Source organism: Vibrio sp. SNU_ST1 (assembly GCF_030563405.1).
Taxonomy (GTDB): domain Bacteria; phylum Pseudomonadota; class Gammaproteobacteria; order Enterobacterales; family Vibrionaceae; genus Vibrio.
Genome location: NZ_CP130748.1, coordinates 2,300,315 through 2,324,377, shown reverse-complemented (window position 1 = coordinate 2,324,377; position 24,063 = coordinate 2,300,315). Strand labels below are relative to the sequence as shown.

The window sequence follows — 24,063 nt, the reverse complement described above, 5'->3', positions numbered from 1 at the left end:
TAAGGGGAAAATAAACGGAATATCAAAATGAATTTGCATGAATACCAAGCCAAACAGCTGTTTGCAGAATTCGGTTTGCCTGTACCAGAAGGTTTCGCATGTGATACAGCACAAGAAGCTTTCGAAGCTGCAGGTCGTATCAGTACAGCCAAGAAAGTCGTTAAGTGTCAAGTACACGCTGGTGGTCGCGGTAAAGCGGGCGGCGTAGAGCTACATGACACTAAAGAAGGCGTTAAAGAGTTTGCACAAAAGTGGCTAGGTAAAAACCTAGTGACTTACCAAACAGACGCTAATGGTCAGCCTGTAACAAAGATCCTAGTTGAAGAAGCATCTAACATTGCTAACGAGCTTTACCTAGGCGCTGTTGTTGACCGTGCAACGCGCAAAATTGTATTCATGGCGTCAACTGAAGGCGGTGTGGACATTGAGAAAATCGCTGAAGAAACTCCAGAGTTGATTCATCAATCAGCGATCGACCCTCTAGTTGGCCCTCAAGCTTACCAAGGCCGTGAACTGGCATTCAAACTTGGCCTAGCTGGCGATCAAATTAAACAGTTCGTTAAGATCTTCATGGGTCTTGGTAAAATGTTCGCTCAGTACGACCTAGCTCTACTAGAAATTAATCCGCTTGTTATTACAAATGAAGGTAACCTTCTTTGTCTAGACGGCAAGATCAACATTGACTCAAACGCAATGTACCGTCAGCCAAAGCTTCGTGAAATGCACGATCCTTCACAAGAAGACGAGCGCGAAGCGCACGCAGCTCAGTGGGAACTGAACTACGTAGCTCTTGATGGCAACGTTGGCTGTATGGTCAACGGTGCAGGCCTTGCTATGGGTACGATGGATATCGTAAACCTACACGGCGGCAAGCCAGCAAACTTCCTTGATGTAGGCGGCGGCGCAACAAAAGAGCGTGTAGCTGAAGCATTCAAGATCATCCTTTCTGATGACAATGTTAAAGCAGTACTAGTAAACATCTTCGGTGGCATCGTTCGTTGTGACATGATCGCTGAAGGTATTATTGGTGCAGTTAAAGAAGTTGGCGTAACAGTTCCTGTCGTTGTCCGTCTAGAAGGTACAAACGCAGACCTAGGTCGCGAAGTACTTGCTAATTCTGATGTTGATATCATTGCTGCTGTATCTCTAACAGATGCTGCTCAGAAAGTTGTTGCTGCTGCGGAGGCTAAATAATGTCTGTATTAATTAACAAAGACACTAAAGTAATCTGTCAGGGTTTCACTGGCGGTCAAGGTACATTCCACTCAGATCAAGCTATCGCATACGGTACGCAAATGGTTGGTGGTGTTTCACCTGGTAAAGGTGGTCAAACTCACCTAGGCCTTCCAGTATTCAACACAGTACGTGAAGCAGTAGAAGCGACTGGCGCAACAGCAACAGTTATCTACGTACCAGCACCTTTCTGTAAAGATGCAATCCTAGAAGCGATTGATGCAGGTATCGAACTGATCGTAACGATCACTGAAGGTATCCCTACTACAGATATGATCGACGTTAAGGTGAAGCTAGAAGAAACTGGCGTTCGCATGATCGGTCCTAACTGTCCAGGTCTTATTACTCCAGACGAGTGTAAGATTGGTATCATGCCTGGCCATATCCACAAGAAGGGTAAAGTAGGTATTGTATCTCGTTCAGGTACTCTGACGTACGAAGCAGTTAAACAAACAACAGATGAAGGCTTTGGTCAGTCTACATGTGTTGGTATCGGTGGTGACCCAATCCCAGGTTCAAACTTCATTGATATCCTAAAACTGTTCCAAGAAGACCCAGAGACTGAAGCAATCGTAATGATTGGTGAAATCGGTGGTACTGCGGAAGAAGAAGCGGCTGAGTTCATCAAAGCGAACGTAACTAAGCCAGTTGTTTCTTACATCGCTGGTGTTACAGCTCCTCCGGGTAAACGTATGGGCCACGCAGGCGCAATCATCTCTGGTGGTAAAGGTACTGCTGAAGATAAATTCGCAGCACTAGAAGCAGCAGGCGTTAAGACTGTTAAATCTCTTGCTGACATAGGTAAAGGCCTACGTGAAATCACGGGTTGGTAATCAGCTGGCTTTTGTCTAACGAGATAGAAGCTAACTGAACGATATAAGAAAGGCTTGGTCATTGACCAAGCCTTTTTCTTTTGTAAACGATTCTTTTATAAACGACTGCCGCATCAACTGTTGTGTTGTGTTGTGTTGTGAAAAGCCAGAATGAATCCCGACCTTTCACATTAGGCGCGGGTTTTATACATTTGAGATAGCATGAACATTGCCGCAGCACTGATAACAACAGAAGGGCCGGCCGGTGTGTCATAGAACCAAGACAAGCTCAATCCTCCGAACACAGCGATAGAACCAATTACAGAGGCGAGGAATGCCATTTGTTCGGGTGTATTGGCGAACTTTCTTGCCGTTGCTGCCGGAATGATGAGTAGTGAGGTCATGATTAACGCACCAACAAACTTCATACCTACCGCAATCACGATCCCAACCAATAGCATCAAAATAAGACGCATTAAATCAATGTTGATGCCGTCAACCGCTGCGAGATCTTCGTTAACGGTCGTCGACAATAGTGGTCGCCAAAAGGTAGCAAGTACCAGTCCAATCACGGCTGCACCCGCATAGATAAATACTAAGTCGGTCGGAGACACTGCAAGCAAGTCACCAAATAGGTAACTCATTAGGTCAACACGAACGTTATCTAAGAAACTCACGGCGACGAGACCCAAAGACAGAGCGCTGTGCGCCAAAATACCGAGTAGGGTATCGGTCGCGACCAGCTTTTGTTTTTGTAAAGTCACTAGCAACACAGCCAGCATCAAACAACAAATCAGCAGCGCGAAATACAAGTTAATGTTGAACAGAAAGCCAAGTGCTAAGCCCATCAAAGAAGCGTGAGCAAGCGTGTCACCAAAGTAAGCCATCTTACGCCACACCACGAATGAACCTAGTGGCCCCGCGATTAGAGCAATGCCCAAGCCAGCTAAAATAGAGGGAAGAAGAAACTCAAGCATTAGTGGTGTCCGTGTTTGTGGTTTGAACATTCATGCACGTCGCCTTCGACAGTCTGTCCTGCGAGATCATGATGGTGATGTTCGTGTTGGTGGTGATAAAAGGCTAAGGTCTCTTGGGTCGCGGTACCAAAAAGTGCGATATAAGAGGGGTGGTGTTTGATGTCTGCAGGTGCGCCTGAACAGCAGATATGGTGGTGCAAACAGATAACGTCATCTGTTTTTGCCATCACTAAATGCAGATCGTGTGAAACCATAAATACGGCACAACCAAAACGGTGGCGAATGGTATCTATGAGGTCATACAGGTCTATTTGGCCTTGTACATCAACACCTTGTGCGGGTTCATCAAGAACCAGTAGATCGGGTCTTCTTAGCAATGAACGAGCAATGAGCACACGTTGGTTTTCACCGCCAGATAGTTGATGCATGTTGCTCTTTTGTAGATGTTCAGCACCAACGAGCTTCAATGCTTCAAGGATCTCTTGCTGACTGAATTTACCAGTGAGCTTTAGAAAACGTTCTACATTGAGCGGTAGTGAATCATTGAGCTTTAATTTCTGCGGTACATACCCAATCTTTAGCTTATTGGCTTTTTTTATTTTGCCTGAAAATTTGGTCTGTAAACCCAATACCACTTTTACTAATGTCGACTTTCCTGCACCGTTTGGCCCAATCAAGGTGGTGATTCTGCCGCGCTCTAAATTTAGAGAGATGTTATCTAGAACTTTTCGACCGTCAAATTCGACGCTCACAGAATCTAGTTGGATTAAATTATCCATGAATAGAACTCATTTGCAATTCGCTAATGTTATAATGTAACATTTACCTCAAGCCTAAGCTACTTTTCTATTAACGAGGAATTATGTCACGTTCATCTTTTATACTTGCTACTTTGCTTTTAGCGCCAAGTGTTGCAAGTGCCAATACTATTCTAACAAGCTTCAAACCAATTCAAATGATTGTGACAGAATTAACGCAGGGCGTTAGTGAGCCGGATGTGTTGATGAACAGCAATGCTTCGCCGCACGATTATGCGCTTAAGCCATCGGATGTCAAAAAAGTTCATAGTGCCGATATGGTGATCTGGTTTGGCCCTGACCTAGAAGCTTTTTTGACCAAGGTGATTGGTTCTAGAGAAAACGTTATCAAGATCAGTGAGATTCCGGGGATTAACTTGAGAGAGTTTGGACATGAAGACCACGATGCTCATGAAGGGCACAACCATGGTAGTCATGACCCGCATTTTTGGTTGGGCATCGATCAAGTTGAGGTAGCGGCAAAATATATCTCAGCTCAGCTAATTGAATCAGACCCTGATAACGCAATGGCGTATCAAGAGAACCTAGATTCATTTTTGATTGCTTTGAAAGAGAAACAGCAGGCGATTCATGAACAACTCGCGCCAGTGAAAGACAAAGGCTACTACGTATTCCATGACGCGTATGGCTACTTCGAACAAGAATTTAAGTTGAATAATCTAGGTCACTTTACGGTTAGCCCTGAACGTAAACCTGGCGCAAAAAGTCTGATAACTATCAAGAAGACTTTGGTGCGTGAAAATGTTCAATGCGTATTTTCAGAGCCTCAATTTACACCGGCGGTGATTGAATCGGTGACTCGTGGAAGTAACGCTAAACAAGGACAACTTGATCCTGTTGGTTCGCAGGTTGAAGTGAAGAGTGGAAGCTATTTTTATTTTCTTCAGCAGCTTACAGATAGTTACACAAGCTGCTTGAGTGGAATGTAATCAATACCGAGTATTCTTTACGACACTTTGCTCTCGTTAATTGATGAATAATGCCGCTTTTTGCGGCATTTTCGTGACCGCTAAGATAAAACCTTCCAACAAATATCAAACCCCCTTTCTCCTTTGTCAATTTCAGCTAAAATAGAAAGATAATAATAATCACAAAAAAACTCACTTTTTGGTTAATCAGCAACAAGCGTTGTGAGAACCAATATTTCATGTGTTGTTGCTGTTCAGGATTAAAGGTTGCATCGAATTATTTTCAAAATGTTCATTTTAATGAGCATTTCATTTAGCGTTCTTGCGGTAAATACATCACCCTCCGTTTTCTACCCTTTGCCCGTTCAAGCACAAGGGAACTTCCTTGCGGCAAAAAATCTGTACTTAGGTGAAGGTGGTGGACTCTGGGTTCATGATGTGCATGGAAAAATACTTTTTTATGATGGCAGAACCATATTCCCTCGAAAAGGTAGCCTTTTGCAATTTTCTTCAGAGAAAGTCGCGTTTCTTAACGATGAGTTTTGGACTTTCTTTGATAATGAGGTGTACCGACATAGCCCAGGAATCGGCAACGAACTCGCATTTAGTCTAAGCCCTGGTGCTGAGATCGCGAATATTGGTGCGTCAGGTGATTATATTTGGGTTACTGATGGCAGTAATTTCTATACATACAACACTCGATCTTTAGAATTTACTACTTACTCACTTCTAAAATTGTATCGACACAACAATAGCAGCGATATTACGATTAACGATGCTGAGCGGGTACTGTCCAAATGGGTGCTAGCGACTAGTTCCGGAGTGTACCTTTCTGATAGCCAAGAATTTACTCATATCGGCGCATCAGAGAAGAATTATATAGAGACGCTGTATTTTTCGATGGCGAGACGTGAGCTAGTTATCGGCACATTGAATGGTGCGGTGATTATCGACCTTGCGAACCCAAAGAGAGAAACGTGGGTACATGGTTCACATGTTCTTTCTCTCGCAGAAACGACCGATCAATACTGGATTGGGACGGAGCATGGTCTTATCAGCTACAACTTTATTACAGGAAAAATTACACGATTTGAACAAGCCGACAATCAAGACTTTTCGTTACCGGGTGAAAAAATATACTCGTTAATTAACGACCATGCTGGTGGAATGTGGGTCGCGACCAACAACGGCATTCGATACTTTTCACTGTTCAGCAGGACATTCTCAAGAACGCCATTAACGGGAATGGGTATGCACTCGAGTAGTGTGGTGATAAACAAAGTACAGCTTGTTCGCGATCAACTGTCTTGGGTTGCTTCTTCCAGAGGTCTCTATTTGGTTGATTCTCAAAGTGAAGATAACCCCGTTCGTGTTTACTCTAACCCAGTACAGGACTTTGAGCTCTTTGGTTCTTCTATTTGGTTGGCGACAGCAGAAGGTATTATTAGTTTCAACACTGATACGTTAGAGGCTGAAGAGGTCGATCTACCAAGAGCGATTGAAGGTGTACCCGTTGAAAACTTTGCACTTGAAGCGGATAACATGCTTTGGATGACCTCGGGACAAAACCTTTATTCGTTATCTATCGAAACCAATAAGTTGACAAGTTATGGCACCGACTGGTTAGTTGATAAGTTCTTGCCAGCAAAGATCACCGCTCTCAACATAGGTTTACAAGGCCGTATTTATGTTGGTACTGATCACGGATTCTACTCATTTCTTGATGAGAGAATTAGCTTTAGTCGTTCAAGCGAGCGGTTTGGCAAAGTGGTCGATATTGAAAAAGCGAAAGATGGATCCCAGTGGTTTGCGAGTAGCTATGGTGTGTATCGAATCCCTCATAACAGTTCTATTATTCAAGAGGTCACTCTTGTTGAAGAAAATATCAGTCCTAAATGTTTAATTAGCGATGATAATGGGGTGTGGTTAGGTTCTTCGAAAGGGATTAGCTATTACGGATTGAATGGGCAACTGCATAAACACATCGGTTCACCATTTGGCTTGATCACCAATGAATTAGCTGCTGGTGCATGTGCTCTGTTTTACAGCGAAGGTAGCCCGTCTACTAGGCTTATCTTCGGCTCAAGATATGGCGTGGTGAGTGCATTATCTAATGAGCTATTAGTGTCAACAACACCTCATAGCCGTGCATTGCTGAGCAAGATAAGTGTTGACCAGCAGATAGTATCACTTGGTGGCAAGAAAGCTGATTTAGATGAAATTCCTTATGGCTCATCAATGGGTTTTAAGATTGGAATTTTACCAGCGACATACACACCTGCAATGGAGTATCGACTAAGCGACAATGAACCTTGGAGTGAGTTTGAAGGCGGCTTACTCGCGCTCGATCACCTTCTTCCTGGGGATTACACGCTGGAAGTAAAGCCCGTTAAGGACTCCCATTATCGCTTTACGTCAACGAACCAAAGCTTTTCCATTGCGGAGCCTTGGTACTTGAGTAATTGGGCAGCAGCAAGTTCTCTTATATTACTTATCTGTTTTGTTACAGCTTTGGTTTTTTGGCGCTCGCGTTATGTCACTTTTGCCAACCGGCACTTAAAGGCGCAAGTCGCATTAAAGACAGATCAATTGAGGCATCAAAGCCGAATACTACTTACGACCAATCAACAGCTTAAAAAACAGTTATCAGTTAAGAGTGCTCTTGTGTCTCACACCGCAAACGAACTTTTTTCTGAAGTTAATCATATCGCAGCGATGATCCCGAATTGGAACGACGAGCAAGGTAAGTCGCCAATATTGACATTGAAAAATGGCTTGGCTCAGTTGAGTAATACGCCACAAGGGAAGGGAAAGGTTTGTTACGATATAATTTTAATCTTAGAAGCTGTACTCAAAGCTTGGCAGGACGATTTAGCCAAAGCCGGTATTGAACTGGATATTAAAGTTGAAACTAAACAACGACATGTATCCTTACTGTATTTTAATCTTGATATTATTTTCAACAGTTTAGTCGCGAGCATCGTTAAGAGAAATTTTAAGTCACAGAGTATGGTGGTATTGGTTGAAGAGGTTAAAGAGCACCTTGTTGTGACGATTCGAGACCATGGAATGCCTTTCCCTAAATTGACTTCAAGTATTAATGACAATACTGGAAAGTCGACCGACCTAAACATCGAAAAGTTGCCATTATTGATGAACCAGAGCGGTGGTGAACTGAATGCCTTTGTCTCGGACTCTCAAAATAAGGTGCAGCTTTCGTGGCCAATTGAATATCAAGTGTTAGATAATTTGGAAGCTAGCACAATTGAAGAGATTGAGACCATTAAACTTACAGTTTCAGCGACGGAGCAACAAAGGTTAAGTGCTGAGCAAGAGTGGAAAAACAGAGTGTCGCAGCTTGTGAGTGAAAACTACGCCGATGCAGAGTTTAGTACTGCAAATGCTGCTAAGTACTTGTTCATGTCAGAGAGAAGCTTACAGAGACGTTTTAAATCGGCTTATAACAAGACCTTTAAAGAGCATTTGAGTGAAGTGCGTTTAGAGCATGCGTGCGAGCGGTTACTTGCGGGAGAGAGGATTTCAGACGTCGCGTTTGATTCTGGTTTCAATGACCCTTCCTATTTCAGTCAAAGGTTTAAACATCACTTTGGCATGTCACCATCTAAGTTTGCTGAAAACAACGAAGAGCAGTGAGCTAGGGACGTCCAGTAACAACATAGATAAAGATACTTTGAGCCTCGACATTCGTGTTGGGGCTTTTTTATGCTTCTACGAGATACGAGATACGAGATACGAGATACGAGATACGAGATACGAGATACGAGATACGAGATACGAGATATAACGATAGTTGGGGAGTTCAAAAAGGTTTATGGGGTAAAACAAAAGGAAGAAAAAAAATATCGTGGCATAGCCGGGGGGACTATACCACGGGTGCCAATGACACCTTCGCTTGCTGCCGGAGTGATATGGCAAGCCACATCACCTCTGGAATAAAATTAAAGAGAAAGAGTTTCTCTTCGATGGATTAACTATACGGGTAGCGACTTGTTTTGCTTATAAAATTAACGACAGATCACTGTGAGAAAACCGACATCATTATAAGTTGTTGATTATTATTGGTTTATTGTTTTCTGGTTGACGTGTGCTAGTGAGGTGGTTCTCACTAATTATTGAAAGTGACGTTTTTGACGTATACGTTTTTAACGAAACTTACGAGAGTGTATTTTCGAAAACATTGATTTCACACAATATTATTGTGGGTATGCATGTGTATCATGTCGCTAATAACAATATTTCTCATTATCAATCACAAACTAGGTACTTATGAAACTCTCACAATTAGAGCAAGGAAAAGCGGCTTCTATTGTTGCACTAACAGGTTTAACTCCAGACGTTAGAAAAAAACTGATGGTCATGGGGATGTTGCCAAAAACCGAGGTGACGTTAATTCGTCGTGCACCTATGGGCGATCCGCTTCAAGTTGAGGTGAGAGGCGTTTCAATCGCCATTCGTGAAAGTATCGCAGAACAAATTGAGGTTATCTAAATGGATTATCAAGTTCTTACCGTTGGTAACCCTAATAGTGGTAAAACAACATTGTTCAATGCACTGACAGGCGCCAAACAGCACGTTGGTAACTGGGTTGGTGTAACAGTAGAAAAGAAAACGGGTTTGTATTCGCACGCCGGTGATCAGTTTCAACTGACGGATTTACCAGGCATATATGCACTAGACAGTGGCAATGATGCGAACAGTATCGATGAATCTATCGCGTCTCGTGCCGTTCTAACTCACCCAGCCGATGTCATCATCAATGTTGTGGACGCAAGCTGTCTAGAACGAAGCTTATATATGACATTACAATTACGAGAGTTGGGACGCCCAATGATCGTTGTGTTGAACAAAATGGATGTATTACAGCGTGAACGTCAGGTAATTAACCTTAAAGCGCTAGAGAAAGAGCTAGGTTGTCCAGTTATAAGTTTATCTGCAAACGACAAAGGTCAAGTGGTTCGCTTTAAAGAGCGTCTTCATAAACTCCTTGTTCAAGGGGTTAACCTTGAGCCTATGTCTATTGATTATGATGCAGGGTTAGAAGCTCTTATTCCGTCAGTTGCTGCACAATTTGATGATGCTGATGTTTCTCATCGAGCTTTATCTATTCGTGCTTTGGAGAATGATTACTTAGTATTAAGCGGTTTGTCTCCGCAGATTCGCACGCAAATTGATAGTGTGCGCCTTGGTGCTGATTTTGATATTGACCTTGCAGTGGCTGATGCGAAGTACACTTTCTTGCATGATCTTTGTAAACGTGTTCGTCGCAGCGAAGGTAAACTCAGTCGTAATTTCACTGAAAAAGCAGATCAATTCATTCTTAACAAATGGGTCGGTATCCCTTTCTTCTTTGTCATCATGTACCTAATGTTCATGTTTTCTATCAATGTCGGTGGTGCATTTATCGACTTCTTTGATATTGGTGTTGGTGCAATATTAGTTGATGGTGGACATTACTTACTAGATGGTCACTTGCCGGTTTGGCTAGTCACTATACTTGCTGATGGCCTCGGTGGAGGTATTCAGACCGTTGCAACCTTTATTCCGGTTATCGCCGCGCTTTATTTGTTTTTGGCAGTATTAGAAAGTTCGGGTTACATGGCTCGTGCCGCATTTGTACTTGATAAAGTGATGCAGAAAATCGGCTTACCGGGCAAAGCTTTTGTCCCTTTGGTACTTGGTTTTGGCTGTAATGTACCTTCTATTATGGCTACACGTACTCTTGATCAAGAGCGTGAACGTAAATTGGCAGCATCAATGGCGCCGTTTATGTCATGTGGTGCTCGTTTACCGGTATACGCATTGTTCGCAGCTGCGTTCTTCCCTGAGGCTGGTCAAAATGTAGTATTTGCTCTGTATATTATGGGTATCGTTGCTTCAGTGTTTACTGGTTTATTTCTTAAAAAGACTATTTATCCTGGTAGCAGTGATAGCTTAGTTATGGAAATGCCGGATTATGAACTGCCGACTGTGCAAAACGTGATGCTTAAAACTTGGCAAAAGCTGAAGCGTTTCGTGCTTGGTGCGGGTAAAACAATCGTGATGGTTGTGGCTATTCTTAGCTTCTTGAACTCATTAGGTATGGACGGCAGTTTTGGTAATGAAGACAGCGAAAGCTCTGTGCTATCTAAAGCAGCTCAAGTCGTGACTCCAGTGTTCCAACCGATTGGTATCACTGAAGAAAACTGGCCTGCAACGGTTGGTATTATTACGGGAATTTTTGCTAAAGAGGCTGTTGTTGGTACGCTAAACAGCTTATACACCACGCCTTCTGATGAAGAAGCTGCTGAGTTTGATCTAGCGGCAAGTTTAGAAGAAGCAGTAATGACTATCCCTGAAAACCTAGCTGGTTTGAGCTATTCCGATCCATTAGGTATTGAAGTTGGCGACTTATCGGACTCAAGCTCTGTGGCTGCTGATCAAGAAGTCGATACCTCTATCTTTGGTAACTTGAAAGACAAATTTGTATCAGGGCATGCTGCATTCGCTTACTTGATTCTAATCCTGCTTTACACCCCTTGTGTTGCTGCGATGGGTGCTTATGTTCGTGAATTTGGTCAGATGTTTGCACGCTTCATTGCGGTGTGGACGATGGCTCTTGGTTACTTTGGTGCGACTTTCTACTACCAAGCGGCTAACTTTGCGGAACACCCAGTCAGCAGCGCTGTGTGGATGGTGGCAATTGCTGGTGGTTTTGTTGTGACGTATCGCGTCTTCAAGAAAATCGGCAGCAAGCAAAAAGCGCTAGAGGTGCAAGTAGTATGATTTTAACTGAACTTCATCAACATATTGATAACGAGGGGGTCTCAGCTCGTAGTGAACTCGCGTCTAAGTTTGGAATGAGTGAAGACGGTGTCGATGCGATGCTGAATGTGTGGGTTAAGAAAGGGAAAATTTCTCGCTTGGTCGATACGAATAAACATGGCCATACAACACGTATTCGTTACACCATCAGCAAACAAGATGGTTTGTCGCTTAATGTAATGATGTAGTTCAGATAGCTTAAATAAAAAACCGCAGCTTTTTAGCTGCGGTTTTTTATTGTGCAGTCTCTGCTTAGGAGGATTCTTTGGCTCCGCCTAGGCCGAGAACTTTAAGGCCAATACTCAGTAAGAGTATTGAGATAGGCAAGACGAGTATGTCCCATCCTATACTGTCGAAGTTGACGAGTACGAGCTCCAAAAATTTCACAAATAGAATGATGATGATAACTTCGGCCAAAATATTTTTTAGATGGCCAATGTTTGGCGTTTTTATCCAGTTAAGCACTTTGTTCTTTTTAATCTGCTCATCAATTTTTGCAGCGTTACTTTTGTCTGAGATGAATAAAGTGAACACGCCGTGAGAAAATATGAAGAGTACAAAAGCAATCAGAAACGTATCTAGAGATTTAATTAAGTATGAGATAGCGATGTCTGTTGTATCCAAATGTGCCAGTGATTCTGGTGGTATCTGGTTGAGCATGAAGATCGCAAAAGCAGAATAGGTCTTAGTTGCCCCCATGAAAAACAAAAGTAGCGAAGCAAGCATAGAGCATACGATAGCGATCCAGCTGATGTGACGAAATAGGTTGAAGGTTTGTTTCATGATGTTCTCTCTATGTTGTGTATGAGAGAGTATACGCAGGAATTCTTGTTGTGATAATGGTGTGTTTTTGTGAATTATTATTACATATTGGTAATAGTGGTAATGCCTAGCGGCTGGGCATTACCGGTATTAAAGAATACTTAAGACTTCTTGAAGATAGAGCTCAATGATAGAACATTCTGAATACGAGTATGGATTGTAGCTTGCTCTTCTTCGCTACGCTGTTCACCTTTGGTGTTGCCCCATACTGGCCCTGGCCATGCGATGTCGTCTTTGAAACGAGCAATATGGTGAATGTGCAGCTGTGGCACCATGTTACCCAGCGCGCCTAGGTTTAATTTGTCTGGTTGGAACGTAGCTTCTAATGCTTGGCTTACCGCTTGAGACTCAAGTAAGAACTGCTGTTGTTCTTTCATTGGCAGATGGTGCAACTCTTTTAGGTTGGCGCGTTTGGGTACCAAGATAACCCAAGGCACGGCACTGTCTTTGCTTAGCAGCGCCAAGCTTAGTGGAAATTCGCCGATAAGCGTGGTGTCTTTTGCTAACTGTGGGTGAAGTTCAAAGCTCATTATTATTATCCATTTCGATTTCTTGAAGTCATACCAATCACAGTAAGTAAATGATCAGAAATAGCGTAGGAAAAAGGTTTGAGAACAAGGCAGATTCTTTTGATAAGTAGTTACTCTACAATCAAAAATTCTAACGCAGTTATCGAGCGTTTTAACCAGCTAGGATGATTAGTTATTTACTACGATTGGTATCAGTATACGTTAGATAAAACAAAAGGTTGATGCTCTCACATCAACCTTTGTATTTATTCATTGTAACCCGAAGGGCATTACATGCGCTCTAGAGTTTCGATACCTAGAAGAGACAGACCTTGCTTGATAGTCTTCGCTGTTAGTGCAGCAAGCTTCAGGCGGCTCTGTTTAACGGTTTCATCTTCAGCCACAAGTATAGGGCACGCTTCGTAGAAGCTAGAGAATTGACCAGCAAGTTCGAACAGGTAGCTACACATGATGTGTGGTTGACCTTCGCGAGCAACAGACTGTACCGCTTCTTCAAATTGTAGAAGTTTCGCGATAAGGGCTTTCTCTTTCTCTTCAGTGATTTTGATTTCACCTTCTAGCGAGTCCATAGAAATGCCTGCTTTAGCAAAGATTGAAGCTACACGAGTGTATGCATACTGCATGTACGGTGCTGTGTTGCCTTCAAATGCCAGCATGTTTTCCCAGTCGAACACGTAATCAGTTGTACGGTGCTTAGAAAGGTCTGCGTATTTAACCGCCGCCATTGCTACTGTGTTCGCGATGGTTTTCTTCTCGTCTTCTGCTAGCTCAGGATTTTTAGATTCAATCAGCTGAGTTGCACGTACTTCCGCTTCGTCTAGAAGGTCAGCAAGACGCACTGTACCGCCTGCGCGAGTTTTAAATGGCTTGCCATCTTTACCTAGCATCATGCCGAATGCGTGGTGCTCAAGAGATACAGACTCAGGAACATAACCCGCTTTACGAACGATAGTCCAAGCTTGCATTAGGTGTTGGTGCTGACGAGAGTCGATGAAGTAAAGTACGCGATCTGCGCCCAGTTCTTCAAAACGGTATTTAGCACATGCAATATCGGTGGTGGTGTACAGGAAGCCACCGTCACGTTTTTGCACGATAACGCCCATAGGTTCGCCGTCTTTGTTTTTGTATTCGTCTAAGAATACAACTTGTGCGCCGTCAGACTCTTTTGCTAGGCCTTGTGCTTGTAGGTCAGAAACGATGTTTGAAAGCATGTGGTTATACATACTTTCACCCATCACATCATCACGTGTCAGTGATACATTTAGGCGATCGTAATTACGTTGGTTTTGAACCATGGTTACGTCAACCAGCTTTTTCCACATTTCAGCACAGTATGCGTCGCCACCTTGCAGTTTCACTACGTAGCCACGTGCTTTCACAGCGAATTCTTCGTCTTCGTCGTAAAGCTTTTTAGATTCACGGTAGAACTGCTCAAGATCTGAAAGTTCCATTGAAACTTCACCAGTTTCAGCTTGGATGCGCTCAAGGTTTGCGATAAGCATACCGAATTGAGTACCCCAGTCACCAATGTGGTTAGCACGGATAACTTTGTGACCTAAGAACTCAAGTGTACGAACAACAGCATCACCGATGATCGTTGAACGTAAGTGGCCTACGTGCATTTCTTTTGCAACGTTTGGAGCTGAGTAGTCAGCAACAATCGTTTGTGCTTCAGCGGCTGAAACACCAAGGCGAGAGTCAGCAAGTGCTGCGTCTGCTTGTTGTGCCAGGAACGCTTCATCTAGGAAGATGTTTAGGAAACCTGGACCTGCGATTTCAACTTTAGAAGCGATACCGTCTAGGTTTAGAACGTCCAATACTTTTTGAGCAAATTCTCGAGGGTTAGTGCCTAGTCGTTTAGCAACACCCATAATGCCGTTTGCTTGGTAGTCACCAAATTGTGGTTTTGCAGATTGGCGAACAGCCGCAGGAGAGCCTGCAGGTGCGCCAGCGGCTTCTAGAGCCTGAGATACTTTGTCATTAATCAGTGCTTGGATATTCACACGCGTTTCCTTCAATTCAAGGATGAATAAGAGTAGCCGTTATTTCGTGGGCATTAAATTTGGCTAATTATGCTTCTAGTTAACGATTTAATGCTGAAATGAACAACAGACTCTGTTTAAGTTCACAAAAATGGCGTTAATCATACCAATTTTGTGGGCTTTCTTATAGGTCGAATTGATAGAAAATTAACATTTCCTGAGGGGTTTTCGACAATCAACTTTGACCAAGCCAAGTTTGTCTATTTAGGAAAGTAAGACACGGTACTTTTTGAGTGTTTTTTGTAAAAGCAGCGCTTGTTGCTGGAAGTAAAACTGATACCATGCTGCCATTATTTGGAGAACATAGACAATGATGATGAGCCTGAAGCAAGCAGAACTAGAACCACAACAAATGATTGCACGCCTTGATACGTTTATGACGAAAATTGAGAACCTCGGAAATGTGCTGGGTTTGGATTTAAGCTTTGCTCAAGCAGATCATATTGCATTAAGAATCAATGAAACTGAGCTTGCGAAATCAGCACATCAAGCATGGTCTGAATACGGCTCTACGATTTCAGAAGCGATGATCAATGGTCGTCCCATTGTGGTGTTGGCTTTCGATAAACCATTGCAAAGCCTTGGTTGGAAGATTGAATGTTTAGAGCTTCCATACCCAGCTGAAGGCAAGGTTTACCCGAGCCAAGATTGGGAGCATGTAGAATTTGTGATTCCGTCTCACGCTCAAACGGCTGATGAGTACTTAGCGGATCTTAAAGAGACTTATCCACAGTTCGCAGCTAAATTTGAAAATTTGGCAGATCAAGGCATTAAGATAAAACTCTCTAGCCCGAAAGGTGAGGGTGAACGTTTGAATAACCCAACGGTTGCATTCAAGCATCAAGGGATTTGCATTAAGCTGCATCCACACTCTTTGAAGAAGATTGTTGAGTTAGAACAGGCCTAATTTGATTAGAGAGTTGCTGGGAAGAGATTCCTGATCTCGCTTAGGCTCGTCGGAATGACGGGGTGTTTGATGGTGTTTGCCAGAGTCTATTTTTGGATGCTGACTGTCTGAGCGTTCGAGGGCGTATGTCAGAGAGAAGGTTCTTGCCGAATTCGTCATTCCCGATAGCGACGAAGGAGTGTAGTCGGGAATCTCTAAAAGCTAGTCTGATAACCAGATACAAAAACGCGTAATGGAGAAATCCTATTACGCGTTTTTTATTGGGGTCTAACTGGAAGTCTTACTGTAAATCGAATTACAGAATTACAGAATTACAGTTTTGTTGCCGTAAACAAACACGTGATCATTGATCACTTTGTTCAGAGCCTTACTCAACACGTTCTTCTCTACGTCACGACCCGCTTGCGCCATGTCTTTTGCGCTGAAGTTGTGATCCACTGGGATAACATCTTGCTTGATGATAGGGCCTTCATCGAGATCGTTTGTCACAAAGTGCGCCGTTGCACCAATGATCTTCACACCGCGCTCGTAAGCTTGCTGGTATGGCTTAGCACCAATGAATGCTGGCAAGAAACTGTGGTGAATGTTGATGATTTTGTGGTTGTACTTCTCAACAAACCCCGGCGTCAGCACTCGCATGTATTTAGCAAGCACCAGGTAGTCTGCCTCATACAGGTCAATCACTTCCAACATCTTCTTCTCATGCTCTTCACGGTTCAACCCTTCGTGAGAAACATGGTGGTAAGGGATATCAAAACGCTCGGTTAGGCTTTGCAGTGTATCGTAGTTACCAACTACTGCCGCAATATCGACATCTAAACTGCCATCGAAGTTCTTCATCAGAATATCGCCAAGGCAGTGTGCTTCTTTAGTTACCAGTATCACAACACGCTTACGAGATGAATCAACAAGCTTACGTTTTGTGTTTTCTGGCAGGGCTTGGTCTAAATCGGCGAGTAAGGTTTCGTCATTGAAGTAGCCCTCTAGCTCGGTGCGCATAAAGAAGTGGCCACTTGTGTTATCAACGAACTCATTATTGTGAATAATATTGAGTTGGTGCTTATAACAAATGTTGGTGATCTTTGAGATGAGGCCTGGGGCGTCAGTACAATGTGTTAATAAAGTTTTTCTTTCCATTTGCGTCTTACTTCCATGAAATGTTGCACTTATTATAAGAAATCGGGATTCATCAAATTTAATGCAGGCCGTCGAACGGTGAACTGAGCCGCAGTATCACCGTTATAATTAATCTATTATCAAGTTGGTTTCAACAAATTCTGCTGCTCATTTATCGCATCGATAAATTGTTTTATATAGAAATATCAGTTTTTCGATAGAAAAAAAGGCAGAAGCTTCATTTTTCAAGTTTTGACCGTAGTACGCATTTGAACTTCAACCGAGGCATTGACGCTTTGGCCAAAAATAGAGGTGATACTTATGGATAAAGAGTTACTAGCAAAAAAACTGTACTGCAAACGAGTGAACTCATTAGCGGGAAGTACAGAGTTAGATGGTAATGTTCTAGATGAAATGTGGGAACGTAAAACTTCACCAACCGATGCAGTGAAAGCCATGCAGCCTTGCGATAATCATTTTGAAGGCGCCCCTTGGTTGTCGCGTTATCTCAGCCGAAAATAATAACGACTCTTTGATTTTTATTTCTTCAATTCTTACCTTCTAGATAGCTTAACCCGAACCAAATACCTCCGGTGCGAAGTCATTCTTGATTCGCGCCGGCTCACTAAACCTGCCATAATTCGCCTTCTATTTTTCTAAATTTCGTACTCTATGATATCTAAAACGTTTTCTGCTGATGGTGCTTTGGGTAAAGCGCTCCCTGGGTTCCAACCTCGACAAGCTCAGCTAGACATGGCTGAAGCGGTTGCACAGGCTATTGAACAACAGAGCCAATTGGTCGTTGAAGCGGGAACAGGAACAGGTAAGACGTTTGCTTATCTAGTGCCAGCACTGCTGAGTGGTAAGAAAACGATTATCAGTACGGGGTCTAAAAACCTTCAAGAACAGCTGTTTCACCGAGATTTACCATTGATGGTCGATGCGCTTGGTTTTTATGGTCAGGTTGCGTTACTCAAAGGCCGTTCAAACTATTTGTGCTTGGACAGGCTCAGTCGTCAAATGATCGAGAGCCATGGCACTCACACCGATCCAACGCTGTTAGCTCAGTTGGTGAAAGTGCGCAGCTGGTCGTCAGCGACTCAAACTGGCGATTTAGGTGACTGTGATGATATTGCTGAAGATAGCCCGGTCATTCCAACCATTACCTCGACTAACGACAACTGCTTAGGCAAAGAGTGCCCAAGCTACACCGATTGCTTTGTGCTGAAGGCGCGTAAAAAAGCGATGGATTCTGATGTTGTTGTAGTGAACCATCACTTGTTCCTCGCGGATTTAGCGATCAAAGAAACCGGGTTTGGTGAGCTGATACCTGAAGCTGATGTGTTTATCTTCGATGAAGCGCACCAACTTCCCGATATCGCTAGCCAATACTTCGGACAATCGGTTTCCAGCCGACAGATCCAAGAGCTAGCCAAAGACATTGAAATTGCTTACCGAACTGAAGCCAAAGACATGCGCCAACTGCAGAAAGTAGGGGATAGGCTCGTTCAATCGTCAGCCGATCTACGCATTGTGCTTGGCGATACGGGCTTTCGCGGTAACTGGCGTGAAGCATTGAAGTCAGAGTCGATTGCGAGAGAGCTAGTTCGCTTACAAGATGCGTTGCAACTGGCCGTTGATGTATTGAAATTAGCATTGGGTCGAAGCCAGCTGTTAGACACGGCTTTTGAACGCGCTACTATGATCAAGTCGCGCATTGAACGTGTATGTGATGTATCGATTACTGGCTATTCGTATTGGTATGACACTACGCCACGACACTTTGCTTTGCACATCACGCCACTCTCAGTCGCCGACAAGTTCCATGAGCAGATAGAGCTGAAACCGGGTGCTTGGGTGTTTACCTCCGCAACCTTAGCGGTTTCGGATGATTTCGACCATTTTACTTCTCGATTAGGACTAACGCCATCGGCACAGTTTTCACTACCGAGCCCGTTTGATTACCCAAATCAGGCGCGTTTGTGTGTGCCTCGTTATCTACCAGAACCGAATAGCCCGGGCTTAGCGGATAAGCTAGTAAGAATGCTGACCCCTGTGATTGAGCAAAACCAAGGTCGCTGTTTCTTCTTATGTACCTCACACAGCATGATGAAAGAATTGGGTGAACGGTTCCGCGAAACGCTCTCGGTTCCCGTTCTGCTGCAAGGTGAGACAAGTAAGCAAAAAACCTTAGCCGAATTCATGGAATTAGGTAATGCATTGCTGGTAGCCACTGGTGCTTTCTGGGAAGGTATAGATGTTAGGGGCGATGCATTAAGCTGTGTTATCATCGACAAATTGCCCTTTACAGCCCCTGATGACCCTTTGCTTAAGGCTCGAATTGAAGACTGTAAGTTGAAAGGGGGTGATCCTTTTGCACAAGTACAATTGCCAGACGCAGTGATTACCTTGAAACAAGGTGTCGGCCGATTGATACGTGATAAGCGCGATAATGGCGCTTTGATTATCTGCGACAACCGATTGGTGACTCGCGATTACGGTGGCATATTTTTGGCGAGTTTACCGCCTATCCCACGTACTCGTGACTTAGGGGTCATTAAAGAATTCTTAGCTAAAGACCATTCAACCGCTGCTGAGTAATTAGCATTGTTGAGCTTAGCCATTATTTTTAGATTAGATAACGAATATTTGAGACACAAATGAGCGCGAAAATTCTTGCAGTAGATACCGCAACTGAAAACTGTTCAGTTGCACTAGTAATTGGTGACCAGGTGTTCGCACGTAGCGAAGAGGCACCTCGAGACCATACGAAAAAAATTCTACCTATGGTTGATGAAGTACTGAAAGAAGCGAATGTTGCTTTAACCGATATCGACGCGATCGCGTTTGGCCAAGGCCCGGGCAGTTTCACGGGTGTACGTATTGGCATTGGTATTGCTCAAGGCTTAGCTTTTGGTGCTGATTTGCCGATGATCGGTGTGTCTACACTGGCAGCGATGGCGCAAGGCAGCTACCGTAAATTTGGCGAAACTCATGTTGCGACAGCGATTGATGCGCGCATGAGTGAAGTTTACTGGGCTCGTTACAGCCGTGAAGACGATGGTCGTTGGACGGCGGTCGATGCGGAGTGTGTGACGCCACCAAGCGAGTTGGCTGCGCAGTTAGAAGCAGATTCTGAGACATGGGCGAAAGTAGGCACAGGTTGGGAAGCATATGCTGAGCACATGGACACACTAGCGATCAAAACCAAAGCGTGTGAAGTACTATTCCCAGAAGCTCAAGATATGGCGTTTCTGGCTCAATTTGTTTACGCTGAAGGCAAAGCGGTTGCAGCAGAAGAGTCTGAGCCGGTTTACCTACGTGATAAAGTGACTTGGAAAAAACTGCCTGGTCGCGAGTAAATACGTATTACTTGGCTCTGCAGTTTATTTTGTAGAGCCGTTATTAAAATTAGGTAATAAACTCTTTAAGCATGGTTTCAATCAACGGCTTACCTCCTTCTTCGATAGGCAATACACCTAAAACCAATCGAACCAACAAAAAGAATGAGGTAAAAAAAGGCGATGCAAAGACCTCTGTTGGTCAGCCAACTAAGGTTGCGAATGCTGTCTCGCATTCTATTCGCCAGGTCAAAGAATCTGAGATTCACAAAGCTCAGGTTCAATATGATCTTCCAGAAGGGCGCGGACGACGTGCGATGGAAGAGTATATGGATGTGATGAATCAAGCTAAAAAAGAGGAACTTGCAAAGCTAATTGGGGTCGATATTTATATCTAGTTTTGTGTTTTCATTTATCCTGCTCTAAGGAGCTGCATTATGTATTCTCTCATATCTAAATCTCGCTTATTTTTCCTTGTCGCTTTCTCTACGATGGTGATGGGATGCTCCTCTTTACCTAAAGAACTTAATGCAAACTCAGAACAGGTGGTAACTGACTACCAAGAGTGGGTAAACACACTACCGGATGCCGGTGATGTTCGTTTGGGTGGCGTGATTGCTAAAGTCACTAATCTGAAAGATAAAACACGTGTGGAAGTGGTGAACTTACCTATCTCAAGTAGTGGCAAGCCTGATATTGATGCAGAACCAAAAGGACGTTTTGTTGGTTACATTGATGGCTATGTTGAACCATTGAGCTTTGCAGAGGGTCGTTTAGTTACTTTAGTTGGCACATCAAATAGCACTGAAGACGGTATGGTTGGTGAATACCCTTACACTTTCCCAGTCATGAATGTCTACAATCAACGTTTATGGCAGATCACTGAAAGAGTGGTCATTAATGACTTTGCGCCAACTTACTACTCTTGCCGTAGTTTGCATTGTCGCAGCTTTCAAACCATGCCTAAGTCAGGGCGTGTGATTCAAGATGTGCAATAGTCGAACCTTAACTCGACATACCCAATGACAGGGACACCATACTATCAATGATTGAAAAGTCATATTCTCTTGCGAGCGGGATGCTTGCAACACAGCAAACTGGTAACCCAAAAACGACCGCAACGACGGTCGTTTTTATTCATGGCTGGCTAGATAATTCCGCAAGCTTTACTCAGGTTATGCAGCAAGTCGCCAAGCTAGCTCCTAATGCTCACCTTATTGCTATCGATCTCTTCGGGCACGGTTTCTCGTCGCATAAAGCGGGGAGTTACTACCCATTTCACGACTATATTGATGATTTGCATCAGCTAGTGACCAAATTATCGCCAAACAGACTGGTACTGGTAGGACATTCTCTTGGTGCATTGATAGCAAGTTGCTATAGTGCCGCCTTTCCTGAAAAGGTGTCAGGATTAATTCAAATTGAAGGTCACGGACCTCTTTCTGAAGCTCCCCACGCAACAGTTTCTCGTTTGAGGGATGGGGTACTCAGTCGTCTTCGACAGCGAAGAAAGCCTTCACGTCCTCTAGCAAGTCTTGAGGATGCTATTAAGCTGAGAGCTTACGCTAACCAAATCAATGCAGAACTTATTGCTCCTATTGTTGAGCGAGGTATTGCCGAGTTCGAGAACTCTTGGCAATGGCGATGCGACCCTAATCTAAAATGTGACTCGCTATATCGAATGTCACAGGCGCATGCTGAAGCGATTATGGCGGCGATTGAATGCCCTCAATTAATAATATTAGGGAATGGTGGATTTCGACATTTGCAGCATAATCGCTACAAATCAGCGCATAGTCCTCTGAATATAGAGACGATTCCTGGCGGACATCATTGTCATTTAGAGAGCCCAGAGCTAGTTTCAGAGCTAATTCTTGGTGTAGTTAACAAAATTTAAACAAGTGTTTGAGCCTTTTAGTGCTCATGCACTAAAGCTGTGCTGTAATACCGCAATGATAAAAAGCGGCGAAGTAGTCGTCAGCTGATAAACGAGGAGTAACATCGTGGATAAACCTTGGCTTTCACGTTATCCAAGTGACGTACCAGAAACGATCAACCCAGATCAGTACCCATCTCTTGTTGAAATGTTTGAACAGTCGGTACAGAAGTACGCCGATCAACCTGCATTTGAAAACATGGGATCGATTATGACGTTCCGTAAGCTTGAAGAGCGCAGCCGCGCTTTTGCCGCTTACTTGCAAAATGATCTAAAACTGAAGAAAGGTGATCGTGTTGCGCTTATGATGCCAAACTTGCTGCAATACCCAATAGCACTCTTTGGTGTGCTGCGTGCTGGTATGATTGCAGTGAACGTCAATCCGCTGTACACGCCTCGTGAACTTGAACATCAACTGAATGACTCTGGCGCCAAAGCGATTGTTATCGTTTCTAACTTTGCAAGCACGCTAGAAAAAGTCGTTGATAAAACACCGGTTAAACACGTTGTACTCACTAGCCTTGGGCAAATGTTGCCACGAGCGAAAGGTACGATTGTCGACTTCGTAGTGAAATACGTCAAAGGTATGGTGCCTAAGTATGATCTGCCAGGCGCTATTTCATTTAGAAAAGCACTGCATAAAGGCCGTCGTCTACAGTACGTGAAGCCATTTATGGCTGGCGATGATATCGCATTTCTTCAGTACACTGGTGGTACAACGGGCGTAGCGAAGGGCGCAATTTTAACGCACCGCAATATGATTGCGAACGTACTTCAAGCGAAAGGGGCATACGGCCCAGTTCTGCAGGAAGGTCGTGAGTTGGTGGTAACGGCATTACCGCTTTACCATGTATTTGCACTGACAGTGAACTGTTTACTGTTTGTTGAGATGGGGGGGCGTAACCTTCTGATCACGAACCCTCGTGATATTCCTGGCTTTATTAAAGAACTGCAAAAGGTTCCGTTTACCGCTATTACGGGTGTAAACACTTTGTTCAATGCATTGGTCAACAACGAAGATTTCCACGAATTGGATTTCAGTAACATGCGTTTATCTGTTGGCGGTGGTATGGCCGTTCAACGCGCTGTTGCTGAGCAATGGAAAAAAGCGACAGGTGTTCATCTACTGGAAGGCTATGGTTTAACCGAATGTGCTCCTTTGGTAACGGGTAACCCATACGATCTAAAAGACTACACTGGCGCAATCGGTCTACCTGTACCATCGACGGAAGTTCGTATTGTTGATGATGAAGGGAAAGTAGTGGGCAATGACCAAGTGGGTGAATTGCAGGTTCGTGGTCCTCAAGTGATGCAAGGTTACTGGCAGCGTCCAGAAGCAACCAAAGAAGTGATCGATCAAGACGGCTGGTTATCGACAGGTGATATCGTTAAGTTTGATGACGAAGGCTTGTTGTACATCGTTGACCGTAAGAAAGACATGATTCTAGTGTCGGGCTTCAACGTTTACCCGAACGAGATTGAAGATGTAGTGGCTCTACACGGCAAAGTGTTAGAAGTTGCGGCTATCGGCCAACCTCATGAAGTGTCAGGTGAACTGGTTAAGATTTACGTAGTGAAACGTGACCCGAGCCTAACCAAAGAAGACATTATCGCGCACTGTCGTGAACACCTAACGGGCTACAAGATCCCTAAATTGATTGAGTTCCGTGAAGAACTACCAAAAACCAATGTAGGTAAGATCTTGCGCCGAGTGCTTCGTGAAGAAAACGACGCAGAGCTTGCCAAACGCGCAAGCGAGTAACGAGCTCATTTACGAGAAGATGCTGCACCATAAGCCA

At 43.8% G+C, this 24,063-nt stretch carries 21 protein-coding genes; 15 read left to right on the top strand and 6 right to left on the bottom strand.

Annotated features, from left to right (window positions below; genetic code table 11):
* Positions 1-27 precede the first annotated feature (27 nt).
* Positions 28-1,194: an ADP-forming succinate--CoA ligase subunit beta gene (sucC, locus tag Q5H80_RS10070; protein ID WP_304564654.1), complete on the top strand. Its 1,167-nt coding sequence runs from the start codon at positions 28-30 to the stop codon at positions 1,192-1,194.
* The gene (gene sucD, locus Q5H80_RS10065) at positions 1,194-2,066 is read left to right on the top strand and encodes a succinate--CoA ligase subunit alpha (protein ID WP_017096870.1); all 873 of its coding nucleotides are present in this window, start codon (positions 1,194-1,196) and stop codon (positions 2,064-2,066) included. The genes sucC and sucD overlap by 1 nt, the downstream gene beginning before the upstream one ends.
* Before the next feature lie 170 nt (positions 2,067-2,236).
* Here the strand turns inward: sucD and znuB are convergent, their stop codons facing one another.
* Together znuB and znuC are read right to left on the bottom strand one after the other, a co-directional pair.
* A complete protein-coding gene (gene znuB / locus Q5H80_RS10060) occupies positions 2,237-3,022 on the bottom strand; it encodes a zinc ABC transporter permease subunit ZnuB (RefSeq protein ID WP_304569407.1) in 786 nt (261 codons plus the stop codon).
* Positions 3,022-3,801, bottom strand: coding sequence for a zinc ABC transporter ATP-binding protein ZnuC (gene znuC, locus Q5H80_RS10055; RefSeq protein WP_304564653.1), 780 nt, complete (start codon positions 3,799-3,801; stop codon positions 3,022-3,024). The genes znuB and znuC overlap by 1 nt, the downstream gene beginning before the upstream one ends.
* A gap of 83 nt (positions 3,802-3,884) precedes the next feature.
* On the opposite strand from znuC, the gene znuA reads away from it, so the two are divergent.
* The 5 genes from znuA to Q5H80_RS10030 all read left to right on the top strand — a co-directional run bounded on the left by znuA (position 3,885) and on the right by Q5H80_RS10030 (position 11,758).
* Positions 3,885-4,769: a zinc ABC transporter substrate-binding protein ZnuA gene (gene znuA, locus Q5H80_RS10050; protein ID WP_304564652.1), complete on the top strand. Its 885-nt coding sequence runs from the start codon at positions 3,885-3,887 to the stop codon at positions 4,767-4,769.
* Positions 4,770-5,015: 246 nt separating this feature from the next.
* Positions 5,016-8,402, top strand: coding sequence for a helix-turn-helix domain-containing protein (locus tag Q5H80_RS10045; protein ID WP_304564651.1), 3,387 nt, complete (start codon positions 5,016-5,018; stop codon positions 8,400-8,402).
* Between the two features lie 633 nt (positions 8,403-9,035).
* Positions 9,036-9,257 carry a FeoA family protein gene (locus Q5H80_RS10040; RefSeq protein WP_004734203.1) on the top strand — a complete coding sequence of 74 codons (222 nt, stop codon included), beginning with the start codon at positions 9,036-9,038 and terminating at the stop codon, positions 9,255-9,257.
* Positions 9,258-11,531, top strand: coding sequence for a Fe(2+) transporter permease subunit FeoB (feoB, locus tag Q5H80_RS10035; protein WP_304564650.1), 2,274 nt, complete (start codon positions 9,258-9,260; stop codon positions 11,529-11,531). It begins immediately after the preceding gene.
* Positions 11,528-11,758 (top strand): FeoC-like transcriptional regulator, encoded by a 231-nt coding sequence (locus Q5H80_RS10030; RefSeq protein WP_304564649.1) that lies wholly within the window; start codon positions 11,528-11,530, stop codon positions 11,756-11,758. Before feoB ends, Q5H80_RS10030 begins: the two co-directional genes overlap by 4 nt.
* Positions 11,759-11,822: 64 nt before the next feature.
* Here Q5H80_RS10030 and Q5H80_RS10025 read toward each other — a convergent pair whose 3' ends face one another.
* From Q5H80_RS10025 to argS, 3 genes are all read right to left on the bottom strand, one after another.
* Entirely contained in the window at positions 11,823-12,353 is a 531-nt protein-coding gene (locus Q5H80_RS10025; protein WP_304564648.1) for a YqhA family protein, read from the bottom strand.
* A 140-nt stretch (positions 12,354-12,493) separates the two neighbouring features.
* Positions 12,494-12,922 carry an HIT domain-containing protein gene (locus Q5H80_RS10020; RefSeq protein WP_304564647.1) on the bottom strand — a complete coding sequence of 143 codons (429 nt, stop codon included), beginning with the start codon at positions 12,920-12,922 and terminating at the stop codon, positions 12,494-12,496.
* A 269-nt stretch (positions 12,923-13,191) separates the two neighbouring features.
* Positions 13,192-14,925 carry an arginine--tRNA ligase gene (gene argS, locus Q5H80_RS10015; RefSeq protein ID WP_304564646.1) on the bottom strand — a complete coding sequence of 578 codons (1,734 nt, stop codon included), beginning with the start codon at positions 14,923-14,925 and terminating at the stop codon, positions 13,192-13,194.
* Positions 14,926-15,274: 349 nt separating this feature from the next.
* Between argS and Q5H80_RS10010 the strand changes: the two genes are divergently transcribed.
* Positions 15,275-15,871: a VOC family protein gene (locus Q5H80_RS10010; RefSeq protein ID WP_304564645.1), complete on the top strand. Its 597-nt coding sequence runs from the start codon at positions 15,275-15,277 to the stop codon at positions 15,869-15,871.
* A 303-nt stretch (positions 15,872-16,174) separates the two neighbouring features.
* On the opposite strand, the gene purU is transcribed toward Q5H80_RS10010, so the two are convergent.
* Positions 16,175-17,008 carry a formyltetrahydrofolate deformylase gene (gene purU, locus Q5H80_RS10005; protein WP_304564644.1) on the bottom strand — a complete coding sequence of 278 codons (834 nt, stop codon included), beginning with the start codon at positions 17,006-17,008 and terminating at the stop codon, positions 16,175-16,177.
* A 300-nt stretch (positions 17,009-17,308) separates the two neighbouring features.
* Between purU and Q5H80_RS10000 the strand changes: the two genes are divergently transcribed.
* The 7 genes from Q5H80_RS10000 (at position 17,309) to fadD (ending at position 24,026) form a co-directional block, all read left to right on the top strand.
* A complete protein-coding gene (locus Q5H80_RS10000; protein WP_304564643.1) occupies positions 17,309-17,509 on the top strand; it encodes a hypothetical protein in 201 nt (66 codons plus the stop codon).
* 150 nt (positions 17,510-17,659) lie between these two features.
* Positions 17,660-19,588 carry an ATP-dependent DNA helicase gene (locus Q5H80_RS09995; protein WP_304564642.1) on the top strand — a complete coding sequence of 643 codons (1,929 nt, stop codon included), beginning with the start codon at positions 17,660-17,662 and terminating at the stop codon, positions 19,586-19,588.
* A gap of 59 nt (positions 19,589-19,647) precedes the next feature.
* Positions 19,648-20,349, top strand: a complete 702-nt coding sequence (tsaB, locus tag Q5H80_RS09990) for a tRNA (adenosine(37)-N6)-threonylcarbamoyltransferase complex dimerization subunit type 1 TsaB (protein ID WP_304564641.1) — start codon at positions 19,648-19,650, stop codon at positions 20,347-20,349.
* Between the two features lie 71 nt (positions 20,350-20,420).
* Positions 20,421-20,726, top strand: a complete 306-nt coding sequence (locus tag Q5H80_RS09985; RefSeq protein WP_123924125.1) for a chromosome partitioning protein ParA — start codon at positions 20,421-20,423, stop codon at positions 20,724-20,726.
* Positions 20,727-20,765: 39 nt separating this feature from the next.
* A complete protein-coding gene (locus Q5H80_RS09980; protein ID WP_009847301.1) occupies positions 20,766-21,326 on the top strand; it encodes a Slp family lipoprotein in 561 nt (186 codons plus the stop codon).
* 47 nt (positions 21,327-21,373) lie between these two features.
* On the top strand, positions 21,374-22,225 hold the full coding sequence (locus Q5H80_RS09975; protein WP_304564640.1) for an alpha/beta fold hydrolase: 852 nt from the start codon (positions 21,374-21,376) through the stop codon (positions 22,223-22,225).
* Positions 22,226-22,331: 106 nt separating this feature from the next.
* Entirely contained in the window at positions 22,332-24,026 is a 1,695-nt protein-coding gene (gene fadD / locus Q5H80_RS09970; RefSeq protein WP_304564639.1) for a long-chain-fatty-acid--CoA ligase FadD, read from the top strand.
* Positions 24,027-24,063 lie beyond the last annotated feature (37 nt).